The organism is Brachybacterium sp. AOP43-C2-M15 (assembly GCF_052446295.1).
GTDB lineage: Bacteria > Actinomycetota > Actinomycetes > Actinomycetales > Dermabacteraceae > Brachybacterium.
In genome coordinates, this window is record NZ_JBQSWB010000033.1 from 1 (window position 1) to 6,798 (window position 6,798).

General features: G+C 71.4%; 6 protein-coding genes. 5 read left to right on the plus strand and 1 reads right to left on the minus strand.

Translation table 11 applies throughout. The features are described 5' to 3' along the window. The first annotated feature begins 73 nt into the window (after nucleotides 1-73). Nucleotides 74-634: a pyridoxine/pyridoxamine 5'-phosphate oxidase gene (locus tag ACT3SP_RS18565; protein ID WP_444588764.1), complete on the plus strand. Its 561-nt coding sequence runs from the start codon at nucleotides 74-76 to the stop codon at nucleotides 632-634. 13 nt (nucleotides 635-647) lie between these two features. Here the strand turns inward: ACT3SP_RS18565 and ACT3SP_RS18570 are convergent, their stop codons facing one another. Continuing rightward, nucleotides 648-1,151, minus strand: coding sequence for a GNAT family N-acetyltransferase (locus tag ACT3SP_RS18570; RefSeq protein WP_444588765.1), 504 nt, complete (start codon nucleotides 1,149-1,151; stop codon nucleotides 648-650). 162 nt (nucleotides 1,152-1,313) lie between these two features. On the opposite strand from ACT3SP_RS18570, the gene ACT3SP_RS18575 reads away from it, so the two are divergent. The 4 genes from ACT3SP_RS18575 to ACT3SP_RS18590 all read left to right on the plus strand — a co-directional run bounded on the left by ACT3SP_RS18575 (nucleotide 1,314) and on the right by ACT3SP_RS18590 (nucleotide 6,661). After that, nucleotides 1,314-1,718 carry a CidA/LrgA family protein gene (locus tag ACT3SP_RS18575; protein WP_444588766.1) on the plus strand — a complete coding sequence of 135 codons (405 nt, stop codon included), beginning with the start codon at nucleotides 1,314-1,316 and terminating at the stop codon, nucleotides 1,716-1,718. After that, nucleotides 1,715-2,413 (plus strand): LrgB family protein, encoded by a 699-nt coding sequence (locus ACT3SP_RS18580; protein WP_444588767.1) that lies wholly within the window; start codon nucleotides 1,715-1,717, stop codon nucleotides 2,411-2,413. The genes ACT3SP_RS18575 and ACT3SP_RS18580 overlap by 4 nt, the downstream gene beginning before the upstream one ends. A gap of 433 nt (nucleotides 2,414-2,846) precedes the next feature. Then, a complete protein-coding gene (locus ACT3SP_RS18585) occupies nucleotides 2,847-4,610 on the plus strand; it encodes an ABC transporter ATP-binding protein (protein ID WP_444588768.1) in 1,764 nt (587 codons plus the stop codon). Then, nucleotides 4,607-6,661, plus strand: a complete 2,055-nt coding sequence (locus ACT3SP_RS18590; protein WP_444588769.1) for an ABC transporter ATP-binding protein — start codon at nucleotides 4,607-4,609, stop codon at nucleotides 6,659-6,661. The genes ACT3SP_RS18585 and ACT3SP_RS18590 overlap by 4 nt, the downstream gene beginning before the upstream one ends. Nucleotides 6,662-6,798 lie beyond the last annotated feature (137 nt).

Consider the following 6,798-nt stretch of genomic DNA (forward strand, 5'->3'; position numbering starts at 1 on the left):
GCTCGCGTGTGGGGGCGGCTCGCTCGGCCCCGGGGGCGTGACGCGGGAGGCCGTCGTCGCGCAGGATGGGGGCATGAGCGATCTCGCCGCCCGTCTCCGTGCCCTGCCCGCCTTCCCCGAGGACATGCCCGACCTCGACCTCGAGCAGCTGCCGGCGGACCCGACCGAACTGTTCCTGTCCTGGCTCGAGGACGCGATCGACAGCGGTGCCCGGCAGCCCCATGCGATGACCTTCCAGACCGTCATGGCTGACGGCGCCCCCGTCGGCCGCACTCTGATCCTCAAGGACCTCGACGAGCACGGCTTCCACGTCTCCACCCGCAACACCTCCCGCAAGGCCCACCAGCTGGAGGGGAACCCCCGGGCGGCCATGACGTTCTTCTGGCGCGAGAGCGGTCGGCAGGTGCAGATCACCGGGGTCGTCCACGCGCTCGGGGAGGACGTCTCCCAGGCCGACTGGCTCACCCGCCCCACCTCCGACGGCACCCCGAACCCCGAATGGCAGGTCTACGCCCTGCAGCCCACCTGGATCGAGTTCACCCAGTCCCGGCACGACCGCAACCACAAGCGCGTCGGGTACCTCTTCGAGGACGGCCGCTGGCACCACGGCCAGGTGACGACGCCGGCGGGCTGATCGGTGCAGTGCCTCAGCGCACCATCGTGAACCGTCGGTGGGGCCTGCCGTAGGCACTGACCAGCCGGTCCTCGCGGAAGCCGAGCTTCGCGAGCACATGGGCCGAGGCCGGGTTCCGGGCGTCCGCCACGGCCACCAGCTGTGACAGGGCGAGCGGGCCGAACGCCGCGTCGACGCACATCCGGGCCGCTTCGGTCGCCAGGCCACGCCCCCACCATGAGCGGGCCAGGGTGTACCCGAGCTCGACGCCCTCGGCGGTGACCTCGAGCCCGGCGTCGCCGATCACCTCCCCGGTCCCGCGCTCGAGGACCGCCCAGAACGCGAAGCCGTGACGGGCCTGGTGATCGCGGTATCCGGCGATCATCGCGGCCGTCTCCTCGCGGCCGACGGGCCCGCCCTCACCCACGAGGCGCATCACCTCCGCGTCGCCGTAGACGCGATGTGCGGCCTCGAGGTCCGTCACCTCGAACGGTCGGAGCTCCACGCGGACGCCGCGCAGAGGGAAAGCGAGGGGCATGGCACCAGTATCCCTGGCATCCCTGGTCCGCTCCTCGGGTCGCGGTGACCGCGGCCGCGCCGGAAGAGCCCTCGGCCGCGAGGGCCCCGGCCGCGCCGGAGGAGTTCCCGGCCGCGACGACCGCGGCCGCGCCGGAGGAGGTCGACCTGGCACCATGTGCTCATGACCCGCGCCGCCCTCCTGCCCCCGGTGCTGCTGGGCCTCGTGGTGCTGCTGCTCGGGCAGATGGCGGGGCTCGCGCTCGAGACGGTGCTGCACCTGCCGATCCCCGGCGTGGTGATCGGCCTGGTCCTCCTGATCCTCCTCGGCGTGCTCCGCCCCACCCGGGCCGTGGTGCGCGCCGCCGAGCCGGCCGCGACCCCGCTGCTGCAGCACCTGCAGCTGCTGTTCGTCCCGCCCGGGGTCGGGATCGTGCTGGAACTGCAGGCCCTCGCCCAGAACGCGCTGCCGATCGCGCTCGCCGTCGGCGGCTCCTTCGTGCTCACGCTGCTGGTGGCCGGCACTCTGCTCCAGGCACTGCTGCGCCGCCAGGACCGCCGACGATCGCCCGGGCAGGCCTCGGCATGAGCGCGATCATCGAGCTGCCGGTCTTCGGCCTCGCGCTCACGCTGACGATCTACCTGATCTCCTGGTGGCTCTACCAGCGCCTGGGCCGGCCGGGCCTGCTCTCCCCGGTGCTGGTCACGGTGATCGGCGTGGCCGTGGTGCTGCAGCTGACCGGGATGCCCTATGCGCTGTACATGCAGCAGGTCACGGTGCTGACCCTGCTGCTCGGTCCTGCCACGGTCGCCCTCGCCCTGCCGCTGCTGCGCAACGGACGGGCGCTGGTCACCTCCGCCGGGGCCGTCGCGACCACGCTCGTGGTCGGGGGAGCGCTGAGCATCACCGTGACCGTGACCGCCATGGTGGGGCTCGGGGCCGACGACGCCATGCTGCGCGCCGCGCTGCCGCGCTCGGTGACCTCCCCCGTCGGCCTCACCATCGCCGAGGCGCTGAGCGCCTCGGTGCCGATGGCGGTGGTGCTCACGCTGATCTCCGGCGTACTCGGCGCGGTGTTCGGCCCGGCGCTGCTCACCCTCGTGCGGGTGCGGGACGAACGGGCCCGCGGCTTCGCGATCGGCCTCACCTCGCACGGCATCGGCACCTCCCGGGTGCTCGGCGAGTCGACCGTCTCCGGCGGCTGGTCCAGCGCCGGCATGGTGCTCAACGCCCTGGCCATGACCGTGACCCTGCCGCTGGTCGCGCACCTGGTCACCGGCTGAGGCCCGCGCCCGGGAGGGCCGGCCGGAGCGCGGTCCCGTCCCGAGCGCGGTCTCCTCGAGAGCTCGATTCCCTCCCGAGCGCGATCTCCTACCAAAAGAGGATGCCGCCACCGGGGCCGGTGGGTGAGGATGGAGCGCGGTCCGGCGTGGTCCGCCGTCTGGTGCCGTCGCGCTCCGCCAGCTCTGCCCATCAGCTGAGCCCCGGCAGCTCTGCCCGTCGGCTCTGCCCACCGGCTCGTCCGGCCGGCTCTGCCCGCCGGCTCGTCCGGCCGGCTCGTCCGGCCGACAGGGCCGGTGCGCCGGTCCCGTCGGCCCACGACCGCCGCTCCCCGAGCGGACAGAATCTGTCCGCTCTCGCCCCTACGCTTCCTCACGAGACCCCGGCCGCACCACCCGTCGGCCGGGCCGCGCCATCCTGTTCCGGGAGAACTCCATGCTCTGGACCCTCGTCCGGCGCCACCTGCGGCCGTACCTGCCGCACGTGGCCGCCGTGATCGTCCTCCAGCTCGCCACCGTCCTGGCGACCCTCTACCTGCCCAGCCTCAACGCCGACATCATCGACAACGGCGTGGCCACGGGGGACACCGACTACATCTGGCGCGTCGGCGGCCTCATGCTGCTGGTCGCGATCGTCCAGGTGATCACGGCGATCGCCTCGGTCTGGTTCGGCGCCCGCACCGCGATGGGCCTGGGCCGCGACGTGCGCCGCTCGATCTACACCCGCGTGGACCGCTTCTCGACCGAGGAGATGGGCCGCTACGGAGCGTCCACCCTCATCACCCGCGCCACCAACGACGTCCAGCAGGTCCAGATGCTGGTGCTGATGACGCTGAACTTCATGGTCATGGTGCCGATCATGTCCATCGGCGGGATCATCATGGCGATCCAGGAGGACCCGGGCCTGTCCTGGCTGGTGTGGGTCTCCGTGCCGGTGCTGATGGTGATCGTCGGCCTGCTGGTGACGCGCCTGATGCCGCTGTTCCAGCGGATGCAGGACAACATCGACTCCATCAACGGCGTGATGCGCGAGCAGATCATGGGCATCCGCGTGGTGCGCGCCTTCGTGCGCGAGGACCACGAGACCGCCCGCTTCCGGGATGCCAACGCCACCCTCACCGACACCTCGGTGCGGATCGGCCGGCTGTTCGTGATCATGGGCCCGGCGATCACCGTCGTGCTCCATCTCGCCACCGCGGCCGTGCTCTGGTTCGGCGGTCATCGGGTCGACGCGGGCCTGGTGCAGGTCGGGGCGCTGACCGCGTTCATGCAGTACCTGCTGCAGATCCTCATGGCCGTCATGATGGGCACCTTCATGTTCATGATGTTCCCGCGCGCGATCATCAGCGCCCGCCGCATCGGCGAGGTCCTCGAGACCCGTCCCACGCTCGCCGAGCCCGCGCAGCCGGTCCCCCTGGGGACCGTCGGCGGAGGGGCCGCGGTCGAGTTCCGCGACGTCACCTTCTCCTATCCGGGCGCCGAGTCGCCCGTGCTCGACGGCGTCTCCTTCACCGCCGAGGCCGGGCGGACCACCGCGATCATCGGCTCCACCGGGTCGGGCAAGACGACCCTGGTCAGCCTCATCCCGCGCCTGCACGACGCGACCAGCGGCCAGGTGCTGCTGGACGGCGTCCCCGTCACCGACCTCGCCCGCGCCACGATCTCGGACACCGTGGGCCTGGTGCCGCAGAAGCCGTACCTGTTCTCCGGCACCATCGCCCACAACCTGCGGTTCGGGGACCCGACGGCCGACGACGAGCAGCTGTGGCACGCCCTCGACGTCGCCCAGGGCACCGAGTTCGTCGAGCACCGCACCACCGGCGAGGGCGAGAGCGCGGCCGAGGGGCTGCAGTCCTCGGTCTCGCAGGGCGGCACGAACGTCTCCGGCGGTCAGCGTCAGCGCCTGTGCATCGCCCGCACCCTGGTCACCCGGCCGCGGGTGTACGTCTTCGACGACTCGTTCTCGGCGCTGGACGTGACCACCGACGCGAAGGTCCGCGAGGGCCTCGCCCAGCACACCCGGGGCGCGACCACCATCATCGTGGCCCAGCGCATCTCCACCATCACCTCGGCGGACCAGATCCTGGTGCTCGAGGCGGGCCGGGTCGTGGGCCGCGGCACCCATGAGGAGCTGCTGGAGAGCTCGCAGACCTACCGGGAGATCGTCGACTCCCAGATCACCGTGGAGGAGCCGGCATGAGCGAGAAGAAGACGAGGCCCGCGAAGGGCGCCGGCCCCGCGGAGGTCGAGCTCACCGAGGCCGAGATCCTCGAGATGCAGGACTCCATGAGCAGCGAGTGGGGCGAGTCCGCGCCCCGCAAGGCGAAGGCCTTCTGGCCCTCGGCGATCCGACTGTTCAAGACCTTCGGAGACCACAAGCTGGGCCTGGGCGTCGTGCTGCTGTTCGGCCTGATCTCCACCGTCCTCACGGTGTGGGCGCCCACGATCCTCGGCGACGCGATGGACGTCATCTTCGACGGCTTCCTCACCGGGGACGGCGTCGACTTCGACGCGCTGGGCCGGCTGCTGCTGATCGTGCTCGGCATGTACGTCGTCGCGGCGCTGTTCGACTGGCTGCAGGGCCGGCTGCTCAACGACGTGGTGATGGACATCGTCTACCGCCTCCGCCAGAGGATCGAGGCGAAGGTCAACCGGCTGCCGCTGTCGTACTTCGACACCCGCCAGCGCGGCGACCTGCTCTCCCGCACCACCAACGACGTCGACAACGTGCAGACCGCCCTCCAGCAGGCCTTCGCCTCACTGGTCTACGCGGTCCTGACGATCGTGGGCATCACCGTGATGATGTTCTGGCTGTCCTGGCAGCTGGCGCTGATCGCCCTCATCGCGCTGCCGGTCTCGGGCGTGGTCATCGGCCTCATCGGCGCGAAGTCGCAGAAGCTGTTCACCGCCCAGTGGCGCAACACGGGACGGCTGAACGGCCATGTCGAGGAGTCCTTCACCGGCCACGACCTGGTGACGGTGTTCGACCGCCAGGACTCGATGCGCGAGCAGTTCGACGAGCGCAACGAGGAGCTGTGGGAGGCGGCGTTCAAGGCGCAGTTCTACTCCGGCATGATCATGCCGATCATGCAGTGGGTGACCTACCTCGGCTACGTGGGCATCGCGGTGGTGGGCGGTCTGCGGATCGCCTCCGGCCAGATGTCCCTGGGGCAGGTCACCGCCTTCATCCAGTACTCGCGCGAGTTCAACGCGCCGCTGGGCGAGGTGGCCGGGATGGCGAACATGCTGATCTCGGGCGTCGCCTCCGCCGAGCGCATCTTCGAGCTGCTCGACGCCGAGGAGCAGGAGGCCGACGGGGAGATCACCGCCGGTGCAGGCGCCGACGGAGAGGGTCGCGGGGAGCGCATCGAGCGCGCGGAGCTCACCGGCCCGACCCGGGGCCGCATCGAGTTCGATCACGTGGCCTTCTCGTACACCCCGGACAAGCCGCTGATCAGTGACCTGTCGCTGACCGCGGAGTCGGGGCAGACGATCGCGATCGTCGGCCCCACCGGCGCCGGCAAGACCACCCTGGTCAACCTGATCATGCGCTTCTACGAGATCGACGCCGGCCAGATCCGCCTGGACGGCGTGGACATCCGCGCCCTGGATCGCGGTGCGGTGCGCAGCCGGGTGGGCATGGTGCTGCAGGACGCGGTGCTGTTCGGCGGCACCATCCGCGAGAACATCCGCTACGGGCGGCTCGAGGCGACCGACGAGGAGGTGGTCGCCGCCGCGCGCGCCACCTTCGTGGACCGCTTCGTGCACACCCTCCCGGACGGCTACGACACCGTCATCGAGGACGAGGGCGCGAACGTCTCCGCCGGTGAGCGACAGCTGATCACCATCGCCCGCGCCTTCCTCGCGGATCCGGCGCTGCTGATCCTCGACGAGGCCACCAGCTCGGTGGACACCCGCACCGAGGTGCTGGTCCAGGAGGCGATGGCGGCGCTGCGCACCGACCGCACCTCCTTCGTCATCGCCCACCGCCTCTCCACGATCCGCGACGCGGACGTGATCCTGGTGATGGAGCACGGCGACATCGTCGAGCAGGGCTCGCACGACCAGCTGCTCGAGGACGAGGGCGCCTACCACCGGCTGTACTGGTCGCAGTTCGCCGCCGGCACCGACCCGGACGAGGACGACGCCGTGGTCGAGGGCACCGCCACCGTCACCGGCGAGATGGCGGCGGTGACCGGGGAGGTCGCGGGGGAGGTCGCGGCGGTGACCGGGGAGGACCGGACCGACTGACCCCCGGCGCACCCGAGACCGCCCCTCGCGGGCGTGCCCGTGGCCACCTCTTGCGGGCGCACCCGAGGCTGCCCCTCGCGTGTGCACCCGAGACCACCTGCCCCTCGCGGGCGCGCGTTGCGAAGTGGGGGGAATGG